Source organism: Amycolatopsis vancoresmycina, from assembly GCF_000716785.1.
GTDB lineage: Bacteria > Actinomycetota > Actinomycetes > Mycobacteriales > Pseudonocardiaceae > Amycolatopsis > Amycolatopsis vancoresmycina.
On record NZ_JNYY01000016.1, the window covers coordinates 221,103 to 246,820 of the forward strand.

The following is a 25,718-nucleotide window of genomic DNA, read 5'->3' on the forward strand; positions in this document are numbered from 1 at the left end:
TTCCCGTCCGGCGGGTCAGCGCCGGGACGGGAACGGGCGGCCCCGGTCAGCCGATGTTCTTCAGAAACAGGGACTTCGCCGTGCTCGTCTTCGAGTCGTCGACGCCGTGCCCGTGGGTGTAGTCGCGCTGTTCGTTGTGCGCCCAGTCCGCGATCGGCTTGCCGCCGACGTCGAGGTGGTGGAACGCGGACCCGTCCCAGCCGAACTGGTAGATCTTCGCGTGGTCGGCGTAGTACGGCGTGTACGCCGCGCCCGCGGTGATCTGCTTGGTCATCGTGTTGGCGAAGAAAACGTTGCGGGGGCCGGAAGAACCGGACCACTTGACCGCCTTCTGCCCGGCCGACCAGTAGATCGGGAACCACGCCGAGTCGTCCGGTGCGTCGCCGCCCTCGTCGCCGCAGTGCGCGGTGCAGTTGCCCGAGCGGTGGGCGTAGGAGACGTTGTTCGTGTTGTTCTCGAACAGGTTGTTGCGCTCGTAGCCGCCGTGGATGTTGAAGTCGGAGTCGATGTCGTTGCCGATCACCACGTTGCCCGAGGCCGACCACTGGAAGGTGAAGTGCCGCAGGTCACGGGTCGTGTTGCCGGCGTAGAGCGAGTCCCACACCCGCGAGCCGCGGAAGTAGCCGTTGCCGCCCTTGCCCTTGTTCCACGAACCGTCCAGCTCGTTGTTCACGATCTGCAGGTTCTTGGCCTCCTCGGTCACGATCGGGTGCGACCCGGTCATGATCGCGTGGATGCCGCGCACCCACGAGTTCGCCGCCCACTTGAACACGATCCCCTGCATGGCCAGGGAAGGGGCCAGGTTGCCGTAGTTGTCCTTGGCCTGTTCGGGCGTCACGCCGGGCGGCGGCGCCTGGGTGAAGGCGAAGTCCTCGAAGCCGACGCCGACGACCGGGTCCACGATCGGCGCCGCCTTCGACGCGTACACCGTGCCGTCGATCGGCGCCGAACCGTCCGAAGTGGAGTCGACCGGGACGTCGTACTCGAGCGGCTTGTCGACGGACACCGTGTGGTTCTTGGTGTCCACGGCGGTGACGGTGAACCACTGCTGGCGCATGTGCAGGTTCTGCAGCGGCCACGTCGTGGGCACCGCGTTCATCGACTGGTAGAACTTCATGCTGTTCGCGGCCCGGATGTTGACGAAGCCGCCGACCTTCAGGCTCGCCGTCTTGGCGCCGGTGGCCAGGTAGACGGTCCGGTCGCCGGTGCGCGCGGCGAAGCCCTTGTCGCCGGGCTTTTCCCGCAGTTTCAGGCCGGCCTTCCAGTGCACGTTGACCGTGCCCTCGAAGAGGTCCTTCCGGTTGGCGGGCGCGGACGCGTACTGGTCGGCGTAACTCGGTTCCACGCCGCGCGACTGCACCCGGAACAGGCCGCGGCCGGGCCACAGCCAGCCCCCGGAGCCGTCCTCGTAGTTCATTTCGTGCTGGTCCCACTGGTCGCCGTCGGGGGTCACCACGTCGTATTCGGTGTTCTTGTCCGGCCGGTACACGAACTTCGTCCGGTCGGTGCCGGCGCCGCGGAGGATCAGGTAGCTGGCGTCGACGTGGATTTCGTGCGTGACGTCCAGCGTGCCGGCCGGGAACGTGATCAGGCTGAGCTTGCCGTAGCCCGCCGAGGGCGAGCACGAGGTGTGGATCCGGTCGATGGCCGCCTGGATGCCGGCGGTGTCGTCGACCCCGTCGTCGGGCTTGACGCGGTAGGTGGTGGCGAGCTGGGCCGCGGTGATCCGGCAGCTCGCGCTGGGGTTGACCGCGTCGGCGCCGGGCAGGTCCTGCCCGCCGCGGAAACCGGCCTTGCTCCAGTCGTAGAGGCCCGGCACCGGCGCCGCGCGGTTGCCCGCCGACGTGTCCAGGGTGGTCAGTGCGCCCGAGCCGGGTGCGGCGACGGCAGCCGGGGCGAAGCCGGCCGCAACGCACACGGCGGCCACGATCAGTGGTGCGGATTTTTTCCTGCGGGACAACGGAAACCTCCATAGCCGGGCTGGTTGGCACCAGGACTGCTCGAAGGCGGCGGTGAGACGACCATACCGCCGCCTCCCCCATTAGTAAAGTAACCTTCCAAATGGGGACCGGGCCGGCTCAGCGGAAGCCGGCGGCGTGGTCCGCGGCCCACGCGGCGAAGTTCCGCGCCGGGCGGCCGGTGACGTCCCGGACCGTCCCCGTCGTCGGCTGCGGCCGGCCGACCAGCGCCGCCAGCCGCCGGATCCGGGCTTCGATCACCTCGGCCGACCCGGCGCTGCCGAGCCCGCGGGCCTCGAACACCGCGGTCAGCTCGCGGCGGTAGCCGTCGAGGTCCTGGGTCTCGACGCGAACCGGACGCCCGGCGACGCGGCGGATCAGCGACACCTGTTCCCGCACCGTCAGCGACTCGGGCCCGGTCAGCTCATACACCGCACCGATGTGCCCGGAGGTCAGCGCACACGCGGCGACGGCGGCGATGTCGGCTTCGTGGATCAACGCCGAATGCGAGTCCGGGAACGGGTCGCGCACCACACCGCCGCGGACGGACGCCGCCCACAGCAACCGGTTGGCCGCGAACCCGCCGGGACGCAGGAACGTCCACGGGATGCCCGCGTCCCGCACCGCCTGCTCGGCTTCGCCGTGGGCGCGGGTGATCGCGTCTTCCGACGTCGCGTCGGCGCCCAGGGCCGACAGCAGCACCACCTGCTCCAGCTCACCGGCCCGGGACAGGAACCCGTCCAGACCGGCCGTGCCCGCGTAGACGAACGCCTTCGTGACGCCGTCGAGCGCCGCGTCCCAGCCCGCGGGCCGGGCGAGGTCGGCCGCGACCACCTCGACCCCGCCGGGCAGCCGGGCCCGGCCCGGGTCGCGGCCGGCCGCCCGGACCTCGTGTCCGCCTTCGAGCAGTTGTCCCACCAGCGCGCGGGCGACGTTCCCGCGGGCGCCGGTCACCAAGATCGTCACGCCCCCGAGCCTCGCCGCCGGGGCGCCGAGCGGGGTAGGCACTGGCGGTACCACCCCGGCGCGGGGTGATGATGGCAGCGTGGACAGGGCGGAACTGAGCGGCTTCCTGCGCAGCCGGCGGGCGCGGCTGCAGCCCGCCGACGTCGGCCTGGAACCCGGCCCGCGGCGGCAGGCACCGGGGTTGCGGCGCACCGAGGTCGCCCTGCTCGCCGGCATCTCCATCGACTACTACGTCCGGCTCGAGCAGGGCCGCGGGCCGAACCCCTCGAAGCAGGTCCTGACCGCGCTCGGGCGGGCGCTGCGGCTGACCGGCGACGAACACGCGTACCTGCGGCAGCTGGCACGCCCGGCTCCCCCACCCCCACCGCGACCGGTCCCCGGCAACGTCCTCCGGCTGCTGGACCGCCTCGCCGACGTCCCGGCAATGGTGATCGACGCGGCCTACGACGTGGTGGCCTGGAACCGGCTGCTGGCCGCCCTGATCGGCAACCCGGCCACCTGGCCACCCAGGCGGCGCAACCGCCTGCGCCGCCTGTTCGACACCACGGACACGATCACCGGCAACCGCCTGGAGCTGGCCCGCCTGTGCGTCGCGGACCTGCGCGCGGCCGGCCGCTACCCGGCCGACCCCGCGGTCCGCGAGCTGGTCGACGAGCTGCTCGGGGAGAGCCCGGAGTTCGCGAGGCTGTGGGCGGAGCGGGAGGGGGTGGTCCCGCGCACGCTGACCAAGGTGACGAACCACCCGGTTGCGGGCCCGCTCGAGCTCGACTGCGAGATCCTCGCGGTCCCCGGCCACGAACACCGGCTGCTGATCTATACGGCAGCGCCGGGCTCACCGTCCGAGGAAGGGCTGAAGCGGCTGCTCACGGGGTGACGGCACGCCTCCCACGGTGAGCGGCGACCGTGCCTCAGCGATCCTGGCCCAGCTTGTTCAGCTGGTACCGGCTCACCGAGTCCGTCTTCTCGTCGCGAAGCGTCAGGTACACGACACCGTTCGCCTCCACATCGGCGGTCAGCACGATGTCACCGCCCGTCGCCACGACGGGGATGGTCCCGAAGACCAGGCCCGATGATCGCGGAATCTCGACGAACGTCATCTCGTGGGTGGTGCCGGCCTTGCCGGTCAGGCGGAAGCTTTCGGCATCCCTGGTCGGGATCGTCCTCGACGAATCCAAGAGGGTCATGACTTCTTTGTTGCTTCCGGCGTCGGGGGACACCAGGTGCAGGCTGCCTTCCTTCCCCGACACGCGAACGCCCACCCCGAACCGCAGCGCGTTCAGCAGCAGGAAGCCCCGCTGGAACCCGGTCAGCACGCCGGCCTGGGTGCCGAGACCGTGCGCCACGGCGGTCTCCTGGTAGCTCGAGACGACTTCGGCACCGGGGAGGACCGAGGCGATCTGCTCGGACACGGTGAAGATCTTCGTGCCCTGCCCGGCCAGGAGGACCTTCCCGCCGCGGCTGATCCACGCGCTCACGTCCTCGCCGAACCGGAGCCGGGGGAAGACGGCGCCGAGGGTCGAGCGGATGGTGTCGTTCAGCTCGGCGGTGAGCTGCCGGAACCGCGCGCGGTCGAGTTCGATGCTGATGTCGACCAGGCCGTGGGAACCGCCGTCGAGGTCGGTCAGCAGCATGGTCGTGGCATCCCGGTAGCCGAGGTCCCGCTTGGCGCGCTCGGCCTCCCGGCGCAGCTTGTCGCGCACGGTCGACGTCAGTTCGCCGTGCCACCCGTGCACCGTCCGCAGCTGGTCCTCGGCGTAGGCCACCAGCGCGTCGTCGAAGTCGAGCCCGCCCACCTCGTTGCTGCCGGTGACCGCCCTGACCTCCGCGATCCCCTCCCCGGCTTCGACCAGCGCGACGTCGAACGTGCCCCCGCCGAGGTCGACGACCAGGTAGTCCTGCTCCTGCTCGGGGGTCGCCATCAGGGTCAGCAGGGACGCGGCGTTCGGCTCCCCGATCATCCGGGTGACGGTCAGGTCGGCCAGTTCGAAGGCTTGTTCCAGCGTGTCGATCTGGCGCAGCGTGAAGTTCGCCGGGTGGGAGGCGAGGCACCGCCGGACCGGCGTGCCGAGCGCCTCCTCGGCGTTGCGCCGGAGCGATCGCAGGATCAAGCCGACCGCGAGCACCGGTTCGATGCTGCGGCCGTTGACGGAATAGCCGGCCGAGCGCCCGAGATCGCGTTTCGCGTGCCGGATGGTCGACGACGGCCGGTACGGCGTCGCCTCGACGGCCGCGGCGCCGACCAGGTAGTCCATGTCCGGCAGGAAGTGCAGCACGGAGGGCACCAGCGGCCGTCCGTCCGGCCCGGGGAGCAGCAGGACGTCACCTTCGGGCCGGTACCACGACACGACGGAGTAACTCGTGCCGAAGTCGATGGCGAGCAGCGGATCGTCGACGGCACCGGGAGGAACCACCGGAGCGACGCGCCTGGCCCGCCGCTCGGTGCCGATCGGCGTCGTCGCGCGCCACTGGTTGCGCGTCCGCTCGGAGACGAGTTCGAGGTGCTGCACGCCGAGCGGCTCGACCCGGGAGTGCGGTCGCTGGTCGGGCTTCCCGTGTGCCCTGGCCAAGGCCGGCACCTGGGTCGAAAGGTAGGCATCGAGTTCGTGGATCGTCCGGCACCGGCCCGCGGGACTGAACGCGGAACACAGCGCTTCGGTGAAGACGCCCGCCCTGATGCCGTCGACCTCGTACGACACCCGCCCCGGACGGCACGAGCAGAAGGAGACGACACCCGGCGGGCACAGGGCGTCGACGTCCACGCGAGGCAGCGACGCCGAAGCCGCCTTCCCGCCGTCCAGGACGTTCCGGCAGGCATCGAGGAACAGCACGAGGTGCGGCGCTGCGGCCGCACCGAGGTAGCGCACGATCACGTCGAACCGCAGGGCCGTGTCCTCCACGGCCGCCCGCACGCAGTCGATCGGCAGCAGGTACTGCGTGTTGTCGCCGGCTTGGAAGCCGTGGCCGGAAAAGAAGAAGTAGAGGATCCCGTCGGGCCGGGGATCGGCCGCCATCCGGGTGAGGTGCCGCAGCAGGTTGGTCCTCGTCGGCCGGTGCGACGCCGGCATGTTGTCGTGCAGGAGGACGAGGTCTGCATCGTCGACGCCGCAGACCGTGCGCAGCGTGTCCGCGACCCTCGCCGCATCGGTCTGCGCGTGGCGCAGCGGAGCGATGTCGGGGTCCTCGTAGCCCGCGCAGCCGACCACGAGCGCGCGGTTCACGTCCCGGTGCCCTCGGTACGGCGGAAGACCAGCTTCACTCCCCCCTTGATTTCGCTGGAGAAGGACCCGACGAGCCGGACTTCGCCCTTCGCGGTGAGGTCCAGGTTCACCTCGAAGGCATCGAGCCCGAACGCTTCCGATGCCTCCCCGGCCCGCCGGAAGGCGTTGGCCAGCCGCGAGCAGACGGCCGACAGGTTCCGCGCCAGCTCTTCCGAGTCCAGTTCACCGATCCGCCCCGCGACCTGGCGCGCGGTCGAGAACAGGCCCTTCTCACCGTCGACGCCCGGATCCACCCACACGATCGGGATGCCGGCTCCGCTCACCGCCGTCACTGCCTCGCCCTCGCCTTCGTCCGACGCACCAGCTTGCACCGGAAAGACTCGGGATGATCAAGCATCGTGTTACGACCGCGTCCTGGGTGCCGCTGACAAAGCGGCCGCTTACAATGGCGGGCAGCGGATCGGCCGTCGGGGCCGCCGGTGGGGCGGGGCGATCTGGGAGGATCAGCGGATGACGATGTCGCTGTCGGCCGAACTGTGGCCGGACGTGCAGCCCGAGACCGCGCGGCGGCTCATGCTCGCCGGGGTCGAGGCCTTCGCCAAGCGCGGGTACCACGCCACCACCACGCGGGACATCGCCGGGGCCGCGGGGATGTCGCCCGCCGCGCTCTACGTGCACTTTCCCTCCAAGGCCGCGCTGCTGTTCGCCATCAGCCGCTACGGGCACGAGCAGACCCTCGCGCTCGTCGAGAACGTCGTCGCCAAGGAAGCCGATCCGGTGGCGCGGATCCGGCTCATCGTCGAGGACTTCGTGGCCTGGCACGCTCGGCGGCACACCGTCGCCCGGGTCGTCCAGTACGAGTTGCAGGCGCTGCCCGAGCAGGAGTTCGAGGTGGTCGCCGAGCTGCGGCGGCGGATCGAGCGGATCGTGCGGGAAGTCATCGCCGCGGGCACCGACGCCGGCGTGTTCACCGTGTCGGACCCGCACGTCGCCGCGCGGGCCGTGCTCTCGCTCGGGGTCGACGTCGCCCGCTGGTACACCGAGCGGGCGCGGCAGACACCGACCGCGCTCGGCAAGGAGTACGGCGGGCTCGTGCTGCGCATGCTCGGCGTGATGCCCGTCACAGACTGAGCGGTCGTTCAACACCCCTCGCCAATAGCGGTCACACTCTGTCCGCTTTCTCTGCCAGAGTGACTCCGTGCCGAAACTGGACACGCGCGCCCTCAACCGCGCCACGCTCGCCCGCCAGCTGCTGCTCGAACGGGCCACCCTCCCCGTGCACGACGCCGTCGCACACCTCGGCGGCCTGCAGGCGCAGGAGCCGCAGGAACCGTTCACCGGGCTGTGGTCACGGCTGCGCGGCTTCGCCCCGGCGGCGCTGGACGAGCTGCTGACCGGGCGGCACGTGGTGCGGACCCACCTCATGCGCCGGACCGTGCACCTGCTCACGGCGGGCGACGTGCTCGCCTGGCGGACCCGCTTCGACGCGATGCTGCGCCAGCGCGTCCTCGGCACCTACCGCCGCGAACTCGCGGACGTCGACCTCGGCGAGCTCGCGGCCGCGGGCCGGGCGGTGCTGGCCGACGGCGAGCCGCGCTCGATGGGCGAGCTGGCCAGGGCGGTCGCCGGCCGGTGGCCCGCCGCGGGGCCGCGGCCGCTCGGCGAGATGCTCGTCGCCGCGCTGATCCCGATGGTCCAGCTGCCGCCACGCGGGCTGTGGCGGACCAAGGCCGGCGTGCGCAACCTGCCGCTGCCGGCGTGGCTGGGCCGTGACGGCGACCCGCTCGACCCGGCCGACGGTGTCGGGCAGGTCCTGGTGCGCCGCTACCTGGCGGCCTACGGCCCGGCGGCGACGGCGGACCTGCGCGCGTGGTCCGGCCTGGCCGGGCTGCCGGCGGCGGTGAAGGCGGTGCGCGAAGAGCTGGTGGCCTTCCGCGACGAGCGCGGCCGCGAGCTGCTCGACCTGCCGGACGCCCCGCGCCCCGGCCCGGACACGCCGGCACCGGTCCGGTTCCTGCCGGCGTTCGACAACGCGATCCTCGGCTACGACGACCGCACCCGCATCATCGACGACGCCCACCGCGGGCTGTCGGTGGCGGGCGAGCGGGTGGTGCTGGTCGACGGCCGGGTCACCGCCACCTGGACAACCGACGGTGACGCGGTCGTGGTGCGGCCGCTGCGGCGCCTGACCGCACGAGAACGCCGTGAGGTGGCCGCCGAAGGAAGCGAACTGGCGGCGTTCCTGACCGACGGCGAGAGCGACCGCGCGCGGGTGGAACCGAGCTAGGGCCCGACCGCCCGCGCGAACCGCTCCGCCACCTCCCGCAGCCGCTCCACCAGTCCCGCCGGTGCCTCCTCCACCACGAAGTCGTACCCCCACTGCGCCAGGTGGTACGGCACCGCGTCCAGACTGTTCGCCCCGGTCCGCACCCGGCAGCTGTGCTCGTCGACCGCCTCCACCACCCCCGCCGTCGGCGGGATCCGGCGGGCCAGCACCTCGGCCGGTGCGGCCACGCGCAGCACGAACTGGTGCGAGTACGGCGCCGTCGAGATCTGCCGCGAGACGTACTCGGCCAGGTCCGGCGCCGGTGGCTCGCGCGGGGCGAACCGAAAGCCCGCCGACGGCACGCCCGTGATCCGGTCGACCCGGAACGTCCGCCACGCCTCGCGGCCGAGGTCGAACGCCACCAGGTACCAGCGCCGTCCCGTGTGGACCAGGCGCAGCGGCTCCACCGACCGGTCCGTCGAGGCTCCCGTGCGGTCGCCGTAGCCGAAGCGCAGCCGCTCGTGGTCGCGGCAGGCCGCCGCGATCGCCGTCAGCACCGACGCGTCCACCGTCGGCCCCGCCCCCGGCAGGGAGAGCGTCGCCGCGTGCAGGGCGCCGACCCGGGGGCGCAGGCGCGCCGGCAGCACCTGCTCCAGCTTCGCCAGCGCGCGCACCGACGTCTCCTCGATGCCGCTGACCGTGCCGCTCGCCGCCGTGCGCAGGCCGACCGCGACCGCCACCGCTTCGTCGTCGTCGAGCAGCAACGGCGGCAGGGCCGCGCCCGCGCCGAGCCGGTAGCCGCCCGCCACGCCCGGGGTCGCGTGCACCGGGTAGCCGAGGGACCGCAGCCGCTCGACGTCGCGGCGGATCGTGCGGACGTCGACCTCGAGCCGGGCCGCCAGGTCCGCGCCCGGCCAGTCCCGGCGGGCCTGCAGCAGGGACAACAGCCGGAGCAGGCGTTCCGAGGTGCCGTACATGGCACGCAGTGTGCCAGACATCGAGGACAGATCCGGTCCGCGATCCGCCGGATAGTGCAGTCGGGCGGTCAAACACTTGCCAGGCGCCGCCCCGGCCGGAAAGAGTGGCGCATGCCGATCGACCCGCACGCCCTGCTCGCCGTCGCCCGCGAAGAAGCCGAGCTCGGCAAGGCCGAAGGCGGCGTGCCGATCGGGGCCGCGCTGTTCGACACCGCGGGCACCCTGCTCGGCCGCGGGCACAACCGGCGCGTGCAGGACGGCGACCCGTCGATGCACGCCGAGACCGCGGCCTTCCGCAACGCCGGCCGCCGCCCGCACTACCGCGACACGATCATGGTCACCACGCTCTCGCCGTGCTGGTACTGCTCCGGGCTCGTCCGTCAGTTCGGTATCGGGCGCGTGGTCGTCGGCGAAGCGGAGACGTTCCACGGCGGGCACGACTGGCTCGCCGGGCTGGGCGTGGAGATCACCTTGCTCGACGATCCCGGCTGCACCGCGCTGATGACGGAGTTCATCGCCGCGCGCCCGGACCTGTGGTTCGAGGACATCGGGGTGGAAAAGTCCGAATAGGACAGTGCTGGACGAGGAGCCGGTATGCCGTCAACCGTTCCGCTCGTGGACCTGTCGCCGTGGTTCGCGGGCACGTCCGAGGGCCGCGCCGACGTCGCCGCCCGGATCGACCACGCCCTGCAGGAGTCCGGCTTCCTGCTGGTCACCGGGCACGGCGTGCCGGACGGCCTGCGCACGCGGACCCGTGAGCTGGCCCGGCAGTTCTTCGCGCTGCCGGAGGACGTCAAGCAGCGCTACGCGGTCACCGTCGGCGGCCGCGGCTGGCTGCCGCCCGGCGTCGAGGCCAACGGGTACGCGGAGGGCACCGAGACACCGCCGGACCTCAAGGAGTCCTACTCCGCGGGTGCGGACGCCAAGCTCGGCGTCGCCGAGATCGACGGGTTCTGGTTCCAGCCCAACGTGTGGCCGCACGAGGTGCCCGGCCTCGGCGAGGTGGCCACCGAGTACATGCGCCGGATGCGGGCGCTGTCGGACCACCTGCTGGAGATCTTCGCCGCGGCGCTCGGCCTCGCGGAGAGCCACTTCACCCGGCACACCGCGCACCCGACGTACACCTTCAACATCAACTGGTACCCGCCGATGACCCACGTCGGGCCGCCGGAGCCGGACCAGTTCCGGATCGGCCCGCACACCGACTTCGGCACGGTCACCGTGCTCGACCGCCAGGCCGGGCTGGGCGGGCTGCAGGTCTGCACGGCCGACGGCGGGTGGGAGGACGCGCCGTTCCACCCGGACGCGTTCACGGTGAACATCGGCGACCTGATGGCCCGCTGGACCGGCGACCGCTGGCGGTCGACGCGCCACCGCGTCCTGCCGCCGCCGGCATCGGCCCCGGACGAGGACCTGGTGTCCCTGATCTTCTTCTACGAAACCGACCACGACGCCCGGATCACGTCGCTGGCGCCGCCGCTGGGCACCCGGACCTACCCCGAGGTGATCGCGTCGGAGTACCTGCGGGAGAAGCTCGACGCCATCACGATGAGCTGACGTCCGGTTCGGCGCAGACCGTCCGGTTGCGGCCCGCCGCCTTCGCCCGCAGCAACGCCGTTTCCGCGGCCGGCAGCGCGTCCGCGAGGCCGCCGGCCGCGCAGCCCGCCACGCCGATCGACACCGTCACCCCGACGAACTGCGGGCCGTCGCCCGACGCCTTCAGCGCCACCAGCGTCGAGGCGATCCGCAGCCGGATCCGCTCGGCGATGGCCATCGCGTCGAAGGCGCCGGTGCCGGGCAGCAGCACCGCGAACTCCTCGCCGCCCGAGCGGCCCACGAGGTCGGCGGCCCGGACCTCGTCGCGCAGGGTGCCGGCGACCGCGCGCAGGACGGCGTCGCCGATGCGGGCGCCGTAGCGGTCGTTGAGCAGGCGGAAGTGGTCGAGGTCGAGCAGCAGCACGGCCGGGCCGGGACCGTGCCCGCCGAGCCGGTCCAGCCGGGCCTCGGCGGCGCCGCGCCACGACGCGGCGGTCAGCACGCCGGTGCCGGGATCGAGGGTGACGTGGTCGCGGCGCCCGGCCCCCAGCCCGCCGCGGTGCAGCACGACCGTGGCCCCGGCCAGCAGCGGCACCAGCAGCGGCGCGGCGCCGGCGGCCCAGGCGAGCGGGAGGCCGAACGCGGTCATCGCGGCGTCGAAGGCGTGCCCGGCGGCGGCGTCGCGGGGACGGCGGGGCCCGTCGGCGCCGGTCACGAGGGCGGCGTTCACCGCGAGGAACACCACCCCGGCGACGGTGAGCAGGCCGACGGTCCGGGCGTCGAGGGCCTCGCCGAGCGGCCGGACCCCGGTCGCGGTGAGGAAGGCACCGGCGGCGAGCCCGGCCAGCGCCGTCGCCGCGGCGCCGAACACCTGCCGGTACCCGGGTCTTCTGCGGACCCGGAACCACTGGTGCAGCGCGGAGAGCACGACCAGCGCGACGGCGAGGCCCGGCCGGAGCACGAGCACCCCGGCGAAGATCCACGGCGTGTCGACGCCGGGGCCGAGCAGGGTGTCCTCGCGGTGGCGTTCCACCGGCCGCGCGAGTTCGGCCGACACCAGCATCCCGCCCAGGAGCAGCGCGAACGGCCCCAGCATCGCGGGCAGTGGCGGGAAGCGGAGGGCGGCGAGCACGACGGCGGCGACGGCGAGCGCGTCGACCCCGAGGAGGTAGCAGACCTGGCCGCGGCGCGGCAGCCGCCACAGCGCCCAGCGCTGCAGGACGAGGGCGGGCAGGAACCGGCCCGGGCGGCGTTCCCCGCCGGCGGCGACCGTGGAATCCCCCACCATTTCGGCAAAGTAGCCGGAATGCGGGCCGGTGTCGATCCGCCTTCAGGGGAATTTCACATCGGTGGTCCGGACGACTCCGTGGGTCATTTTCCGACCGACGGAGGGTTGACACGCAATATTGGTCTAGTCCATTGTGTGGTGGCACACAGCACTCCTCCCGGGTTGATCCCGCCGCCTCAAACCGGAGGTGCTCCACCTGCGCGTTCGGAGGACCCCCATGAAATCAGTGCGCCGTCTGCTCACCTTCGCGGCCGCGGCTTCGGCCGCAGTGGCGACGACGGTCGGGCTCGCCCCGCAGGCCATGGCCGCGGTCGACCCGGTGCTCGCCTCCCCGTACCTCTACCAGTGGGGCGGGCAGACCAGCCCGACCGCCGCGATGTCCGCGACCGGCGTGAAAGCGTTTACGCTCGCGTTCGTGCTGTCGGACGGCTCCTGCAACCCGAAGTGGGACGGCAGCCGTTCGCTGACCGGCTCGGACAAGACGATGATCCAGAACATCCGCAACGCGGGCGGGGACGTGATCCCCTCCTTCGGCGGCTGGTCCGGCACGAAGCTGGGCTCGAAGTGCACGTCGGCGTCGGCGCTGGCCGGCGCGTACCAGAAGGTGATCGACGCCTACGGCCTCAAGGCGATCGACCTCGACATCGAGAACACCGACGAGTTCCAGAACAACACGGTCCAGGACCGCATCCTCAACGCGGTCAAGCTGACCAAGCAGAAGAACCCGAACCTGAAGGTCGTCATCACCATCGGCACCACCACGACCGGCCCCGACTCGTGGGGCAAGCGCCTGATCAACCAGGCCAAGGCGATCGGGGCCCCGGTCGACGTCTGGTCGGTCATGCCGTTCGACTTCTCCAGCGGCGGCGACATGGCCGCGCACACGAAGTCCGCGGTCGACGGGCTGAAGAACCAGCTCAAGACCACGTTCGGCTGGAGCGACGACACCGCCTACCGGCACAGCGGCCTCTCCTCGATGAACGGCAAGACCGACAACGCGGGCGAGACGGTCACCGTGGCGAACTTCAATTCCATCCGCAGCTACGCGGCGAGCCACCACCTGGCCCGCTTCACGTTCTGGGCCACCAACCGCGACTGCAGCGGCGGCGGCGAATGCAGCGGCATCACGCAGGACAAGTACGCGTTCACCAAGGTCGTCGCCGGCTACACCGGCTGACACGGGCCCGTAGTGGGGCAGTCGGAGGCCCTCTCACCGGCATCGGGGTCGGTGAGGGGGCCTTCGCGGGTCAGTGCCCCCAGCCGCCGCAGTAGTACGGGTTGCACGGGTAGGAGTTCCACGGCGGCGGGCTCCAGGTGGGTGGTCGCACGCTCGTCGTCGGGGACGGCGGCGGCAGCTCGACCGTCACGGTCGGCGTCGGGGTCGGCGTTTTGCGCGCGTGCATGACGACCGGGGACGGCGTGGTCGTTTCGGTCGGCACGGCCAGCACGGTCGAGGACGAAGGCACGGCGCTGGCCGGCTGCAGCTGCGGGAACTGCGTGGACCCGGGCACCGGATCCGACCGCGTGGCCAGCACGAGCACCAGCCCGCCGAGCACGACGATCACCGCCGAAGCCAGCGCCATCCGCGCGGCCCCGCTCGGCCCGGGTTCGCCCCCGGTGTCCCGGCGCGCGGCCAGCTCGGCGGCCCGCGACCCGGGTTTGCGCGGCCGCGCCCCGGTCTGCCGGAGCAGTTCGTCGACCGTGACCCGGTCCCGCCGCCTGCGCGCACTGCGCGTCATGCACGACCTCCACCTGATACCCCCGCCGCCGCGCTCGCCCGCGGCGGCCTGATCCGGGTGGATAGTAGAAACCCTTGCAGGAAAAGTAAACGCGCTGATCGCCGCGGTCTCGTTACCGTTCCGAGACAACCGGATCGCCCTCCCGGCCGTAGCCGTCAACGAGCGGGCAACCCCCCTGCCGCCACTGCCGCGAATGACTCATTCGGGACCTCGGACGTCCCGAATGAGTCATTCGCGACGTTCGAACCGGCGGTGCGACCTCAGCGAGGCACGAAGCGGCGCCGCAGGCCGGCCACCCGGCGGGTCACCGGGGCGAACTCCGGCAACCTCAGCACCGCCAGCAGCCCGAACGGCACCGCCATCCCCAGCAACCCCTGCACCGGCAGCTTCACCCACGCGCCCGGGATCACCCCGAGCGACGCCGGCACCGCGTACCCCGCCAGCACCGCCGCCACCACGCCGAGCCCGCTCACCGACAACGTGATCAGGCCGACCCGCAGGGACCGCTTGCTGCGCAGGTGGCCGAGCCGGACCCACAGCCACACCTGGCCGAGGACCGCGCCGACCACGAACCCCGCGCCGTTCACCAGCATCACGCCGTAGACGATGTGCTCGCCGTCGAGCAGGCCGCGGCAGAGCAGCAGCAGGGGGATCTTCACCGCCGTCATCACCAGCATGATCAGCGTGGGCGTGCGGGCGTCCTTCATCGCGTAGAACACCCGCAGCTGCAGCATGACCAGCGCGAACGGCAGCAGCCCGACCGCGGAGACGGCCAGGGTCTGACCGAGCCGTTCGGCGTCGTCCAGGGTGCCGCGGCCCCAGGTGAAGATGGCGATGCCGATCGGGGTGCCGACCACGGCCAGCACCGCCGAAATGGGCACGAACAGCACCGTCGACATGCGGGAAGCGAGCGAGAGGTCGCCGACGAGGGACACCGTGTCGCCGTCCGCGGCGGCGCGGCTCATCCGCGGCATCAGCGCCGTCAGCAGCGAGACGCCGAGGATGCCGTACGGCAGCTGGAACAGCAGGGACGCGTAGCTGTAGGCCGTGACGCCGCCGCTGTTGCCGCCGGTCAGCACGCGGGTGGTGATGACGAACCCGACGTGGCTGACCACGACGTAGCCGAGGATCCAGGCGGCGAGCCCGCCGAACTCCTTGATCCGCGGGTCGAAGCCCCAGCGCCAGCGGAACCGGAACCCGGTGCGCAGCAACGCCGGGATCAGCACGAGCGCTTGCGCGACGATGCCGAGCGTGGTGCCGAGGCCGAGCACGAGCAGCTTCGGGTCGCTCATCCGGACCGGATCGAGGGTCAGCTCCCCCGGCACCAGCGCGAACACCACGAGCGTGCCGGTGACGACGACGTTGTTCAGCACCGGCGCCCAGGCCGGCGGGCCGAAGACGTTCTGCGCGTTGAGGATGGCCGAAAGCAGCGCGAACAGCCCGTAGAACAGGATCTGCGGCAGCAGCAGGTACGCCAGCGCGGTGGTCAGCCCGGGGTTCGCGGTCGGGGACGATTTGTCGACGTAGAGCGCGGTGAACAGCGGGGCGATCGCCACCGCGACGGCCGTGCCGGCGACGAGCAGCACCAGCGCCATCGTGATCAGCCGCTGCGTGTAGGCGCGGCCGCCGTCCGGGTCGTCGTGGGAACGGACCAGCAGCGGCACCACGACACTGGCCAGGACGCCGCCGAAGAGCAGCTCGAAGACGATGTTCGGCAGCGTGTTCGCGACGGTGAAGGAGTCGTTGACGACCCCGGTCCCGACCACGGCGGCCAGCAGCAGTTTCGCGACGAACCCGGTCACCCGGCTGACGGCGGAGGCGACCGCCATCCGGCCACTGGAGCGGGCCAGCGACGAGCCGGCCCCTTCCCCGCGGCCGGCGCTGACCGGCGACGCGGGCGGCCGCGCGACGATCTGGCCGGCGAACTCGTCGTAGGGCCGCCGCGAGACGTCGAGGTCACGGGTCGGCCAGTGCGGGCCCCGCAGCTCGCTCGGCAGGAAGACCGTCGCCTCGTCGTCCACCGGTGGTGGGTGCTCCGCCATGGGGACAAGACTGCCAGGTCAAGGGCACGCACGGGAGACCGAACACCTGTTCGACCCCGCGACGCTGCGTGACGCTCAGGCAGCGACGGTGATCGCCAGCGCGGCCCGGCCGGCCTCGGTCAGCTCGGCGGCCACGCGCCCGGTGCCGCCTTCGACGGCGGGCCGCAGGTAGCCGCCGTGGGCGAGGGCGTGCGCGGTCATCTGGTCGCAACAGGCGAATCCGTCGATGAAGAGGTCGGGCTCGCAGCTGCAGGACATCTGCGCACGTCCCGCGGCCACCGCCTTCAGCATCGCCATCGCGCGGTGGGTGAGCTCGACTCCTGAACCGGACACCGGACTGCCTTTCTCGTTCGTCACTACAACGGGTTATTCGCCCGTTGGGCCGATTGTGTTACTTGCGGCAGTATGACGTTTGGGGGGCGGGTCGGGTTCCGTCCGGTCTCGGTGTCGCTTGGCTTGTGGTCGGGTTCTAGGGCAAAAGATGTCCTCGCCGGACGGGCAGGCTCTGGGATGACCTTGGGTTTCGTCTTTGCGCTCGCCTTTTCGTGGGGGCCGCGGGAGGTCATCCCGTCGCCTGATTGAGGCCTATCACTTTGAGCCAGGCCCGCAAGGTTGCGCTTCTGTCTCGCGGTCGTTGGTGGGTTGCGGGCCTGGCTCAAAGTGATTTTTCGGCCTCAGGCGACGGGATGACCTCGCCGCTCCTTTGGCTGGTTGCTCAGCCGAGGCGGAGCTCCAGGGTTCGGGCCCACTCGCGGACGATTTGGCTTCGTCTGCGGGTGTCGTCGGTCAGGAGGTTGGCCAGGCCCAGGCCTCGGGCCAGGTCCAGGGTGGCCTGGACCAGTTCGCGCACGCCAGGGCGGGACTCGTCGACGCCCAGCAGCTCCACCGTCACTCGGTGGGCCTCGCGGCCGACTCGGGCCTCCAAGGGCACCAGTACGTCGCGGAGGGCCTCATCGGTCGCCGCCACCGACCACAGTTGCAGGGCCGCTCGGAACAGCGGGCCGGTGTACAGGTTCAGCACCATCTCCACCACGCGCTCGATGCGGGACGCGCCGCTCGGCAGGTCGGCCGCCTGGGCGCGTAGCTCGTCGATCTGGGCCTCGCCCAGCAGGTCGACCGCCGCCACCACGAGGTCCTCGCGGGCCGGGAAGTGGTGCTGGGCCGCGCCGCGGGAGACGCCCGCCCGCTCGGCTATTCCGGCCACCGTCACGCCGTGCCAGCCGCGCTCGCCGAAACTGTCGAGCGCGGCTTCGACCAGGCGCCGCCGCGTGGTGCGGCTGCGTTCCTGCTGGGGTTCGCGGATTCCGGTCACTAGTACGACTTCGGGAGGCCGAGGCTGTGCTGGCCGACGAAGTTGAGCACCATTTCGCGGCTCACCGGGGCGATCCGGCCGAGCCGCACCGCCGTGACCAGGGTGCCCAGGCCGTATTCGGTGGCCAGGCCGTTGCCGCCGTGGGTCTGTACCGCCTGGTCGGTTGCCCGGATTGCTACCTCGGCTGCGGCGTACTTGGCCATGTTGGCCGACTCGCCCGCGCCGAAGTCGTCGCCGGAGTCGTAGAGGGACGCGGCCTTCTGCGTCATCAGCTTGGCCAGTTCCAGCTCGATCTTGATCTCCGCCAGGGGGTGCGCGAGACCCTGGTGGGCGCCGATCGGGGCGCCCCAGACCTGCCGCTGGTTGGCGTAGCCGACCGCCTTCGCCAGTGCGTACCGCGCGATGCCCAGGGAGAACGACGCGCCCATGATGCGTTCCGGGTTGAGGCCCGCGAACAGCTGCGCGATGGCCGCGTCCTCCTCGCCGACCAGTGCCTCGGCCGGGAGCTTGACGTCGTCGAGGAACAGCGAGAACTGGTTCTCCGGCGCCACGATGTCCATCGGGATCTTCGTGTACTCGAAGCCCTCGGTGCCGGTCGGCAGGATGAACAGCGCGGGCTTGAGCCGGCCGGTCTTCGCGTCCTCGGTGCGGCCCACCACGAGGACCGCGTCGGCCTCGTCGACGCCGGAGATGTAGACCTTGCGTCCACTGAGGACCCAGCCGTCGCCGTCGCGCTTGGCGGTGGTGGTGATCTTGTGCGAGTTGGAGCCGGCGTCCGGCTCGGTGATCGCGAACACCATCCGCTTGGTGCCGTCGGCGATGCCGGGCAGCCACTGCTTCTTCTGCTCTTCGGTGCCGAAGCGGGAGATCACGGTGCCGCAGATGGCCGGCGAGACCACCATGAGCAGCAGCGGTGAACCCGCGGCGGCCAGTTCCTCGAGGACGGCCGCGAGGTCGGCGATGCCCGCGCCGCCACCGCCGTACTCCTCGGGGATGTTGACGCCGAGGTAGCCCAGGCGCCCGGCTTCGTCCCAGAGTTCGTGCGTCTTCTCGTCCGCGCGGGCCTTGCGGGCGTAGTACTCGTGCCCGTACTTGGCGCCGAGTTCGGCCACGGCCTTGCGAAGCGCGATCCGCTCCTCCGGCTCGATGAAGTTCATCGCGTTCATTCTGCTTCTCCCACCACCGCGAGGATCGTGCCCACTTCGACCTGCTGTCCCACCGTCACCGGCAGTTCCGCCACCACGCCGTCGGCGGGCGCGGCGATCCGGTGTTCCATCTTCATCGCCTCGAGCCACAGCAACGGGTCGCCCGCCTTGACCGGATCTCCGGCCTGGACGGCGAGCCGGACGACCGTGCCCGGCATCGGCGCGACCAGCGAGCCCGCCGCGAGCGCCGCGTCCGGGTCGGCGAACCGCGGCGCGGCCTCGAGTGCCACCGAGCCGAGCGCGGAGTCCACATAGGACACACCGTCGTGGCGGGCGACGTCGAACGTGCGCCGCACCCCGGCGACGTCGAGCACGACCCGGCCGGGCTCGTTCGACACCAGCTCCACTTCGAAGCCCTCCGCCCGGAGGCCATCGCGGGTCAGCGAGTAGACCACCTCGTGCTCGCGGCCGGCCACGGTGAAGACCTTGCGCTGCCCGGCCGAGCGGACGTTGCGCCAGCCGCTGGGCAACCGGGCCTGCGTGGTCGCTCGCGCCCGGTTGGCCGCCGCTTCCGCCAGTGCCGCGGCGAGCGCGGACAGCCGCTCGGTGCCGGGCGTGGCCAGCGGCGCGGCGAGCGTGTCCAGGCCGTGGCGGTCGAAGAACGCCGTGTCGGTCTCCCCCGCCAGGAACGCTTCGTGGCGCAGGATGGTGACCAGGAGGTCGCGGTTGGTCACGACGCCGTGGATCTTCGACGCCGCCAGTGCCTTCGCGAGCCGCCGGGCCGCCTCGGCCCGGGTCGGCGCCCAGGTGATCACCTTGGCGAGCATCGGGTCGTAGTGCACGCCGACCACCGAACCGGTTTCGAATCCGGAGTCGAGCCGGAGACCGGGTCCGTGCTCGAACGAACGGTCCACATCGGGCACTTCGAACGTGTGCAGCGTGCCGCTCTGGGGCTGCCAGTTCGCGGCCGGGTCTTCGGCGTAGAGCCGGACTTCGATGGCGTGGCCCACCGTCGGCGGCGGGTCGGCCGGGAGCCGCTCGCCCTCGGCGATCCGCAGCTGCAGCGCGACGAGGTCGAGGCCGGTGACGTTCTCGGTGACCGGGTGCTCGACCTGCAGCCGGGTGTTCATCTCCAGGAAGTAGAACCGGCCGTCGGGCCCGGCGAGGAATTCGACCGTGCCGGCGCCGACGTAGTCGATCGCCTTGGCCGCTTTGCGCGCGGCGTCGAACAGCTCCTCGCGCATCGCCGCGTCGACGAACGGCGACGGCGCTTCCTCGACGACCTTCTGGTGGCGGCGCTGGATGGAGCACTCCCGCTCCCCCACCGCCCACACCGTGCCGTGCCGGTCGGCGAGGACCTGGACCTCGATGTGGCGCCCGGTTTCCAGATACCGCTCGCAGAAGACGGTCGGGTCGCCGAACGCCGATCCGGCCTCCGCCTTGGCGCTTTCCACGGCCTCGGCGAGTTCGGACAGTTCCCGCACCACCCGCATGCCGCGGCCACCACCACCGGCGGATGCCTTGACCAGCAGCGGCAGGTCATCGGAGGTCACCGACGCCGGGTCCAGTTCGGACAGCACCGGCACCCCCGCGGCAGCCATCAGCCGCTTGGACTCCACTTTGGAGCCCATGGTCTCGATGGCTTCCGGCGGCGGCCCGACCCAGGTCAGCCCGGCGTCGAGGACGGCCCGGGCGAAGGCGGCGTTCTCGGACAGGAAGCCGTAGCCCGGGTGGACGGCGTCGGCGCCGGTCTCGGCCGCGGCCTTGACCAGTAGCTCGGCCCGCAGGTACGTCTCGGATGGCGCGTTGCCGGGCAGCCGGACGGCCGTGTCCGCCGCCAGCGCGTGCGGGGCGGCGGCATCGGCGTCGGAGAACACCGCGACCGTGCCGATCCCGGCGTCGCGGCAGGTGCGGAAGACGCGGCGGGCGATCTCGCCGCGGTTGGCGACCAGCAGGTTCTGGATCATCGCTCGCTCACATCCGGAAGACGCCGAAGCCCTCGGCGCCCTTCACTGGTCCATTGTGGATCGCGGACAGGCTCAGGCCCAGCACGGTGCGGGTGTCGCGCGGGTCGATGATGCCGTCGTCGTAGAGCATGCCGGAGAGGAACATCGGCATCGACTCGGCCTCGATCTGCCCCTCCACCATGGCGCGCATGGCCTTGTCGTGCTCCTCGTTGTACTCCTGGCCCCGGCTTTCGGCCGCCGCGCGGGCCACGATGGACAGCACGCCGGCCAGCTGCGCCGGGCCCATCACCGCGGACTTCGCGCTCGGCCACGCGAACAGGAACCGCGGATCGTAGGCGCGGCCGCACATGCCGTAGTGCCCGGCGCCGTAGGACGCTCCCATCAGGACGGACAGGTGCGGCACCTTCGAGTTCGACACGGCGTTGATCATCATCGCGCCGTGCTTGATGATCCCGCTCTGCTCGTACTCCTTGCCGACCATGTAGCCGGTCGTGTTGTGCAGGAACACCAGCGGCGTGTGGATCTGGTTGGCCAGCTGGATGAACTGCGCGGCCTTCTGCGACTCCTCGCCGAACAGCACGCCCTGGGCGTTGGCGAGCACGCCGACCGGGTAGCCGTGGATGCTCGCCCAGCCGGTCACCAGCGACGAGCCGTAGAGCGGCTTGAACTCGTCGAAGTCGGAGCCGTCGACGACACGGGCGATGACCTCGCGCGGGTCGAAGGGCACCTTGAGGTCGGTCGGGACGATGCCGAGCAGGTCCTCGGTGTCGTACAGCGGCTCGGCGTAGTCCGGCTTCGGCGTCGGGCCCTGCTTGGTCCAGTTGAGCCGCTTGACGATGTTGCGGCCGAGGCGGATCGCGTCCTGCTCGTCGGCCGCCAGGTAGTCGGCCAGGCCCGAGGTCCGGGCGTGCATCTCGGCGCCGCCGAGCGACTCGTCGTCGGACTCCTCGCCGGTGGCCATCTTGACCAGTGGCGGGCCGCCGAGGAACACCTTCGCGCGTTCCTTGACCATCACGACGTAGTCCGACATGCCCGGCAGGTACGCCCCGCCCGCGGTGGAGTTGCCGAAGACCAGCGCGATCGTCGGGCAGCCTGCGGCCGAAGCTCGCGTGATGTCGCGGAAGATCCGGCCGCCCGGGATGAAGATCTCCTTCTGCGTCGGCAGGTCGGCGCCGCCGGATTCGACGAGGTTGATCGACGGCAGCCGGTTCTGCGCGGCGATGTCCGCGGCGCGGAAGCTCTTCTTGGTCGTCCACGGGTTGCTCGCGCCGCCCTTGACCGTCGGGTCGCTGGCCGAGATCAGGCACTCGACGCCTTCGACGACGCCGATCCCGGTGACCAGGCTGGCGCCGACGCGGTAGTCGGTGCCCCAGGCGGCCAGCGGCGACAGCTCCAGGAACGGCGAGTCCTCGTCGAGCAGCAGCTCGATGCGTTCCCGCGCGAGGAGCTTGCCGCGCTTGCGGTGGCGTTCGACGTACTTCTCGCCGCCGCCCGCGACGGCCTTGGCGTGCTCGGCGTCGATCTCGGCGAGCTTCTCCAGCATCGCCTCGCGGTTCGCGCCGAACTCGGCGGCCCGCGTGTCCACTGTGGACCTCAAGGTAGTCACGAGGTGTATCCCAATCGCTTCGCGGCCAGGCCGGTGAGGATCTCGGTGGTGCCGCCGCCGATGCCGAGGATCCGGACGTCGCGGTAGTGGCGCTCCACTTCGGACTCGCGCATGTAGCCGAGCCCGCCGTGCAGCTGGACGGCTTCGCTGACCACCCATTCGGCGGCCTCGACGGCGGTGTTCTTGGCGAAACAGGCTTCGGCGATGACCTCTTCGCCCGAGACGTGCCGGATCGCGGCCTGCCGGGTGTAGGTGCGGGCGACGTCGGTCTTGCGCGCCATCTCGGTGAGCTTGTGCTGCACGACCTGCCGCGAGATGAGCGGGCGGCCGAACGTCTCCCGCAGCCGGCACCAGTCCAGCGTCAGGTCGAGCGCCCGCTGGGCGTGCGCGTACGCCTGCACGGCCAGGGAAAGCCGTTCGGTGACGAACTGGGTGGCCACCTGCGCGAACCCGCTGTTCTCGGCCCCGACCAGGTTCTCCACCGGCACCCGGACGTCCACGTAGGACAGTTCGGCGGTGTCGGAGCAGAGCCAGCCCATCTTGTCGAGCTTGCGGCTCACGGTGAATCCCGGTGTCCCGCGTTCGACGACGATCAGCGAGAGCCCGTGGGCACCGTCGCCACCGGTCCGCACGACGGTCGTGACGAAGTCGGCGCGGCAGCCGGAGGTGATGAACGTCTTGGCGCCGTTGATGACGTATTCGTCGCCCTCGCGGACGGCGGTGGTCCGGATCCCGGCGACGTCGGAGCCGCCGTCCGGCTCGGTGACCGCCAGCGAGCCGATCTTGGCCCCTTCGAGGGTGGGCCGCACCCAGCGCTCGAGCTGGACCGGGTCACCCGCTTCGGCGATGTGCGGGACGGCGATGCCGCAGGTGAACAGGGACGCGAACAGGCCGCCGGAGCCGCCCGCGTAGTGCATTTCCTCGGCGACGACCAGGGCGTCCAGGTAGTTGCCGTCGCCCCCGCCGACCTCCTCGGGGAAGGCCACGCCGAGCAGCCCGAGTTCCCCGGCCTTCCGGTGCAGCTCACGCGGCAGCTCGCCGGCGCGCTCCCAGTCGTCGAGGTGCGGCAGGACCTCCTGCTCGACGAACTTCCGCACGGTCTTGCGCAGCTCGGCCCGTTCGGGCGTCCGGAAGGGGTCGGTCACAGCAGGACCTCCGGGACGTCGATCGTGCGCGACCGCAGCCACTCGCCGAGGGCCTTGGCCTGCGGGTCGAACCGCGCCTGCGACGCGACGCCTTCGCCGAGGATGCCCTCGACGACGAAGTTCATCGCCCGCAGGTTCGGCAGCAGGTACCGGGTGACCGGCAGGCCGGCGGTCTCGGGCAGCAGCAGCTTGACCTCCGCGACGGTGAGCCGGTGCACCAGCCACCGCCAGGCTGCCTCCGACCGCACCCAGACGCCGACGTTGGCGTTGCCGCCCTTGTCGCCGCTGCGGGCCCCGGCGATCGTGCCCAGCGGCACCCGCCGCACCGGCCCGTGGTCGAGGGGTTCGGGCAGCGCCGGTTCATCCACTTCGGACAGGTCCCGAGTGGACACCGAGGGCGCTATGTCGACACGCATCCCGTCCGGCAGGACGGCCACGTGCGGCACCTTCTCCGCGGCCACGTAGGCCGCGGTGTAGACCCCGTACGGCGAGGCGTCGGACGGCGGCGCCGTCACGTGGAAGCCGGGGTAGCTGGCCAACGCCAGTTCGACGGCGGCACCGGTGAACGCGCGCCCGGCGACCTTCGGATCGGCGTCCTTGACGGCGACGTGCAGCAGGGCGCTCGCGGTCTGCTCGGTGTCGGCGTCGGCGTGGTCGGTGCGGGCGAGGGTCCACCGGACGCCGGCGGGCGGCCGGTCCTTCATGGACGCTTCGAGCTGGTCCTTGACCAGAGCGGCTTTCGCCTCGATGTCGAGTCCGGTGAGGACGAACGTGGTCTCGTTGCGGAAGCCACCGAGGGTGTTCAGGGCGACCTTCAGCGTCGGCGGCGGCGCTTCCCCGCGGACGCCGGAGATGCGGACGCGGTCGGGTCCGTCCTGGCTCAGTGACAGCGTGTCGAACCGGGTGGTGACGTCCGGTCCGGCGTACCGCGCGCCGGTGATCTCGTACAGCAGCTGCGCGGTGACCGTGCCGACGTTCACCACGCCACCGGTGCCCGGGTGCTTGGTGATGACGCTGGAGCCGTCGGCCTCGATCTCGGCGATCGGGAACCCGGGCACGCCGAGGGTGTGCTCGGTGAAGAAGGCGTAGTTGCCGCCGGTGGCCTGGGCACCGCATTCGATGACGTGCCCGGCGGCGACCGCGCCGGCAAGGGCGTCGAAGTCGTCGCGGGCCCAGCCGTAGTGCGCGGCGGCCGGGCCGACGATGACGGAGGCGTCGGTGACGCGGCCGGTGACGACGACGTCGGCGCCCGCGTTCAGGCACTCGGCGATGCCCCAGGCCCCGAGGTAAGCGTTGGCGGTCAACGGTTTCCCGAGGTCCAGCTCGTCCGCGCGCGCAACGAGGTCGTCGCCTTCGACGTGCGCGATCTTGACGTCGAGGCCGAGCTCGGCGGCCAGCTCCCGCAGCGCGTCCGCGAGCCCGGCGGGGTTGAGCCCGCCCGCGTTGGCGACGATCTTGACGCCCTTTTCCCGCGCCAGGCCGAGGTTCTCCTCCATCTGGCGCAGGAAGGTCTTGGCGTAGCCGCGGCTGGCGTCCTTCATCCGGTCGCGGCCGAGGATGAGCATGGTCAGCTCGGCCAGGTAGTCGCCGGTCAGGACGTCGAGGGGCCCGCCGGTGAGCATCTCGCGGACGGCGGAGAACCGGTCGCCGTAGAAGCCCGAGGCGTTGCCGATGCGGTAGGTCATGCGAACTGCCCCGGCTTCCGGCCGTTCCCGGGCGGCCCGGCGAAGGCCTGCGCGATGCCGAGCCATTCCTCGACGTCGGCGCCGTGGGCGACGAGCCCGGTGTCGGCGGGGTGCCGCCGCTGGGTGACGACGAGGCAGAAGTCCAGCGCGGTACCGGTCAGCTTCTGCTCGGCGTCCTCGGGCCCGAACGCCCAGGTGGAGCCGTCGGGCGCGGTCAGTTCGACCCGGAACTCCCCGGCCGGCGGCGCGAGCGAGTGCACCTTGTAGGCGAAGTCGCGGGTCCGGGTGCCGAAGCGGGCGATGTGCCACAGCCGCGCGGTCGGCTCGCGGGTGAGCCCGAGCGCGTCGAAGACGTCCTGCCCGTGCGCCCAGGTTTCCATCATCCGCGCGGTGGCCATCGAGGCGGCGCTCATCGGCGGCCCGTACCAGGGCAGCTTCTGCCCGTCCGGCACCGCCGCCAGCGCTTCGGCCAGCAGCCTGCGCCCTTCACGCCAGTCTTCGAGGATCTCCCGCGGCGGCCGCTGCGCCCCGGCCTCGGCCCCGTCGTCGACGTAGGTCTCCCCGGTTTTGAGCAGCTCTTCGACCTCGGCCTGCCAGTCCTCCGGATGCGCAGCCGCGATCAGCGCCTTCCGGTCGGTCCAGGCCAGGTGGGCGATCTGGTGCGCGATCGTCCACCCCTCGGCGGGCGTCGCGCGCACCCAACCGGCCGCGGGCAGCGCCGCAACCACCTCGTCGATCGTCCGTGTCTCCGCGTCGAGATCCCCGAGGATCACGCCGAGGTCCGCCATCGCCCGCCTCCTTGCGTCCTGCGGCCAGCGTGGCATCGGCGGCCGGAAAAATCAAGCACGCCTGATTGTTTTGCGGTCAC

At 71.7% G+C, this 25,718-nt stretch carries 22 protein-coding genes; 6 read left to right on the forward strand and 16 right to left on the reverse strand.

Going from position 1 to position 25,718, the window contains the following annotated elements; genetic code table 11:
• Positions 1 to 46: 46 nt before the first annotated feature.
• Both OO60_RS32750 and OO60_RS32755 read right to left on the reverse strand, forming a co-directional pair.
• Positions 47 to 1,918: a glycoside hydrolase family 55 protein gene (locus OO60_RS32750; RefSeq protein ID WP_240490777.1), complete on the reverse strand. Its 1,872-nt coding sequence runs from the start codon at positions 1,916 to 1,918 to the stop codon at positions 47 to 49.
• 160 nt (positions 1,919 to 2,078) lie between these two features.
• Positions 2,079 to 2,924, reverse strand: a complete 846-nt coding sequence (locus OO60_RS32755) for an SDR family oxidoreductase (protein WP_033262789.1) — start codon at positions 2,922 to 2,924, stop codon at positions 2,079 to 2,081.
• A gap of 79 nt (positions 2,925 to 3,003) precedes the next feature.
• Here OO60_RS32755 and OO60_RS32760 point away from each other — a divergent pair, with 79 nt between their 5' ends.
• Complete coding sequence (locus tag OO60_RS32760) at positions 3,004 to 3,798, forward strand: helix-turn-helix transcriptional regulator (RefSeq protein ID WP_033262790.1); 795 nt, start codon at positions 3,004 to 3,006, stop codon at positions 3,796 to 3,798.
• Positions 3,799 to 3,832: 34 nt separating this feature from the next.
• Here the strand turns inward: OO60_RS32760 and OO60_RS32765 are convergent, their stop codons facing one another.
• Together OO60_RS32765 and OO60_RS32770 are read right to left on the reverse strand one after the other, a co-directional pair.
• Complete coding sequence (locus tag OO60_RS32765; RefSeq protein WP_003098190.1) at positions 3,833 to 6,142, reverse strand: Hsp70 family protein; 2,310 nt, start codon at positions 6,140 to 6,142, stop codon at positions 3,833 to 3,835.
• Complete coding sequence (locus OO60_RS32770) at positions 6,139 to 6,465, reverse strand: Pepco domain-containing protein (RefSeq protein ID WP_240490761.1); 327 nt, start codon at positions 6,463 to 6,465, stop codon at positions 6,139 to 6,141. The genes OO60_RS32765 and OO60_RS32770 overlap by 4 nt, the downstream gene beginning before the upstream one ends.
• A 187-nt stretch (positions 6,466 to 6,652) precedes the next feature.
• Between OO60_RS32770 and OO60_RS32775 the strand changes: the two genes are divergently transcribed.
• The gene (locus OO60_RS32775) at positions 6,653 to 7,273 is read left to right on the forward strand and encodes a TetR/AcrR family transcriptional regulator (RefSeq protein ID WP_003098196.1); all 621 of its coding nucleotides are present in this window, start codon (positions 6,653 to 6,655) and stop codon (positions 7,271 to 7,273) included.
• Between the two features lie 67 nt (positions 7,274 to 7,340).
• Positions 7,341 to 8,429, forward strand: a complete 1,089-nt coding sequence (locus OO60_RS32780; RefSeq protein ID WP_033262791.1) for a winged helix DNA-binding domain-containing protein — start codon at positions 7,341 to 7,343, stop codon at positions 8,427 to 8,429.
• On the opposite strand, the gene OO60_RS32785 is transcribed toward OO60_RS32780, so the two are convergent.
• Entirely contained in the window at positions 8,426 to 9,385 is a 960-nt protein-coding gene (locus OO60_RS32785; protein WP_004560492.1) for a helix-turn-helix transcriptional regulator, read from the reverse strand. The two genes, OO60_RS32780 and OO60_RS32785, sit on opposite strands and share 4 nt — an antisense overlap.
• A gap of 111 nt (positions 9,386 to 9,496) precedes the next feature.
• Between OO60_RS32785 and OO60_RS32790 the strand changes: the two genes are divergently transcribed.
• Positions 9,497 to 9,955 carry a nucleoside deaminase gene (locus OO60_RS32790; protein WP_004560491.1) on the forward strand — a complete coding sequence of 153 codons (459 nt, stop codon included), beginning with the start codon at positions 9,497 to 9,499 and terminating at the stop codon, positions 9,953 to 9,955.
• Between the two features lie 24 nt (positions 9,956 to 9,979).
• Positions 9,980 to 10,942: an isopenicillin N synthase family dioxygenase gene (locus OO60_RS32795; RefSeq protein WP_033262792.1), complete on the forward strand. Its 963-nt coding sequence runs from the start codon at positions 9,980 to 9,982 to the stop codon at positions 10,940 to 10,942.
• Here OO60_RS32795 and OO60_RS32800 read toward each other — a convergent pair.
• Positions 10,929 to 12,209, reverse strand: coding sequence for a GGDEF domain-containing protein (locus OO60_RS32800; RefSeq protein WP_033262793.1), 1,281 nt, complete (start codon positions 12,207 to 12,209; stop codon positions 10,929 to 10,931). The genes OO60_RS32795 and OO60_RS32800 overlap by 14 nt on opposite strands.
• A 217-nt stretch (positions 12,210 to 12,426) precedes the next feature.
• On the opposite strand from OO60_RS32800, the gene OO60_RS32805 reads away from it, so the two are divergent.
• Positions 12,427 to 13,386: a chitinase gene (locus OO60_RS32805; RefSeq protein ID WP_205624223.1), complete on the forward strand. Its 960-nt coding sequence runs from the start codon at positions 12,427 to 12,429 to the stop codon at positions 13,384 to 13,386.
• Positions 13,387 to 13,456: 70 nt separating this feature from the next.
• On the opposite strand, the gene OO60_RS32810 is transcribed toward OO60_RS32805, so the two are convergent.
• The 10 genes from OO60_RS32810 to OO60_RS32855 form a co-directional block, all read right to left on the reverse strand.
• Positions 13,457 to 13,948: a hypothetical protein gene (locus tag OO60_RS32810; protein ID WP_003097509.1), complete on the reverse strand. Its 492-nt coding sequence runs from the start codon at positions 13,946 to 13,948 to the stop codon at positions 13,457 to 13,459.
• 260 nt (positions 13,949 to 14,208) lie between these two features.
• Positions 14,209 to 15,990, reverse strand: a complete 1,782-nt coding sequence (murJ, locus tag OO60_RS32815; RefSeq protein ID WP_240490756.1) for a murein biosynthesis integral membrane protein MurJ — start codon at positions 15,988 to 15,990, stop codon at positions 14,209 to 14,211.
• Between the two features lie 75 nt (positions 15,991 to 16,065).
• A complete protein-coding gene (locus OO60_RS32820; protein ID WP_033262794.1) occupies positions 16,066 to 16,323 on the reverse strand; it encodes a hypothetical protein in 258 nt (85 codons plus the stop codon).
• 382 nt (positions 16,324 to 16,705) lie between these two features.
• Entirely contained in the window at positions 16,706 to 17,302 is a 597-nt protein-coding gene (locus OO60_RS32825; protein ID WP_003097506.1) for a TetR/AcrR family transcriptional regulator, read from the reverse strand.
• Positions 17,302 to 18,468, reverse strand: coding sequence for an acyl-CoA dehydrogenase family protein (locus OO60_RS32830; RefSeq protein ID WP_081655924.1), 1,167 nt, complete (start codon positions 18,466 to 18,468; stop codon positions 17,302 to 17,304). The genes OO60_RS32825 and OO60_RS32830 overlap by 1 nt, the downstream gene beginning before the upstream one ends.
• Positions 18,465 to 20,414 (reverse strand): acetyl/propionyl/methylcrotonyl-CoA carboxylase subunit alpha, encoded by a 1,950-nt coding sequence (locus OO60_RS32835; protein ID WP_003097504.1) that lies wholly within the window; start codon positions 20,412 to 20,414, stop codon positions 18,465 to 18,467. Before OO60_RS32835 ends, OO60_RS32830 begins: the two co-directional genes overlap by 4 nt.
• A 7-nt stretch (positions 20,415 to 20,421) precedes the next feature.
• Positions 20,422 to 22,020: an acyl-CoA carboxylase subunit beta gene (locus OO60_RS32840; RefSeq protein ID WP_003097503.1), complete on the reverse strand. Its 1,599-nt coding sequence runs from the start codon at positions 22,018 to 22,020 to the stop codon at positions 20,422 to 20,424.
• Positions 22,017 to 23,165, reverse strand: a complete 1,149-nt coding sequence (locus OO60_RS32845) for an acyl-CoA dehydrogenase family protein (protein ID WP_003097502.1) — start codon at positions 23,163 to 23,165, stop codon at positions 22,017 to 22,019. Before OO60_RS32845 ends, OO60_RS32840 begins: the two co-directional genes overlap by 4 nt.
• Complete coding sequence (locus tag OO60_RS32850) at positions 23,162 to 24,850, reverse strand: acyclic terpene utilization AtuA family protein (RefSeq protein ID WP_003097501.1); 1,689 nt, start codon at positions 24,848 to 24,850, stop codon at positions 23,162 to 23,164. Before OO60_RS32850 ends, OO60_RS32845 begins: the two co-directional genes overlap by 4 nt.
• Positions 24,847 to 25,638 carry a TIGR03084 family metal-binding protein gene (locus tag OO60_RS32855; protein WP_003097500.1) on the reverse strand — a complete coding sequence of 264 codons (792 nt, stop codon included), beginning with the start codon at positions 25,636 to 25,638 and terminating at the stop codon, positions 24,847 to 24,849. The genes OO60_RS32850 and OO60_RS32855 overlap by 4 nt, the downstream gene beginning before the upstream one ends.
• Positions 25,639 to 25,718 lie beyond the last annotated feature (80 nt).